The organism is Marinomonas polaris DSM 16579, assembly GCF_900129155.1.
Lineage (GTDB): Bacteria > Pseudomonadota > Gammaproteobacteria > Pseudomonadales > Marinomonadaceae > Marinomonas > Marinomonas polaris.
The window spans coordinates 1-1,035 of the sequence record NZ_FQVF01000052.1; the positions used below are offsets into that span (position 1 = coordinate 1).

General features: G+C 36.1%; 1 protein-coding gene. It reads left to right on the plus strand.

Going from position 1 to position 1,035, the window contains the following annotated elements:
* Positions 1 to 462 precede the first annotated feature (462 nt).
* Complete coding sequence (locus tag BUA59_RS23400; protein WP_024024481.1) at positions 463 to 816, plus strand: helix-turn-helix transcriptional regulator; 354 nt, start codon at positions 463 to 465, stop codon at positions 814 to 816.
* The last annotated feature ends 219 nt before the right edge of the window (positions 817 to 1,035 follow it).

Consider the following 1,035-nt stretch of genomic DNA (forward strand, 5'->3'; position numbering starts at 1 on the left):
TCATATTCGAGCTCGATAACATCATACTGTTCGTTGCCATTGCCATCGAAAATAACGATAGTACAAACAGCAAAAAGCACACGAAACCGTGTTTTCTCGCTGATATGCTGATGTTATTTAAAACAAATGATGGCATTTATAAAACTCTCTGCAACTAATCAACAAACTATATGTTAGTAAAAAGCTTAAAGCAACTCAAACTTAAATTTTGATAATCATTTGGACTTCCCAGACTTTACAAGACAACAATTGACATAAAAACCTATCTAAATCGAGGTTTTCATAAACTTCAAGTATATCGTCACCATTGGTTTCATCATTCCATTTATCCATGGACTAAAAAAATACTTCCTTATATTTCCGCACTTTCAGATATCGAAAAAAGAAACACTTAAGTTGCCTTACATCGAAATAGCAACTAATATGTTTCTATAAATTAAAAAGCAACTTATTAGTTTCCTTATGATGAATCTACTACAGCAAATCAAAAATCGTCGTTTAGCACTGAAACTCAAGCAGAATGAAATGCCAATGCGTATTGGCATTTCTAGGCAGCAGTACCAACGGCTGGAAGCAAAAGGCAACCCAAGACTTGATACTCTTGAACTGATTGCCAAAGGTCTCAATAGCGATGTCATGCTGATTCCAAAAGAAAAGCTGAATGCTGTTTTAGCTGTTCTTGAAAGTGATGGTAACAACACATCTTTACCGCACAAACAGCCTGATCATTCTGATGAACAAAAACAACTATCGGATGATCCATGGAAAGGATTACTAGAAGACAAAGATGGAGACGAAGATGACAACGGAAATTAGTGTTCTTAAGTTGACGTTACATGGCCATCTAGTGGGATATTTGGCGGGGGCAAAAAATGGACGTAATATTCTTCATTTTGCTGAAAGCTTTCAATCTAATATAGCGCGCCCCACTTTTAGCTTAAGGAACATACGAACAAGTAAGACAATTTTTAGCTGACTTTCAGCTTGTGACAGTATTTCCTCAGAAGCGACATTTAATCACCACTTAACCCACTT

Excerpts from the sequence above, each read along its gene's own strand:
- BUA59_RS23400 (WP_024024481.1), top strand. The coding sequence starts at position 463 with ATGATGAATCTACTACAGCAAATCAAAAATCGTCGTTTAGCACTGAAA.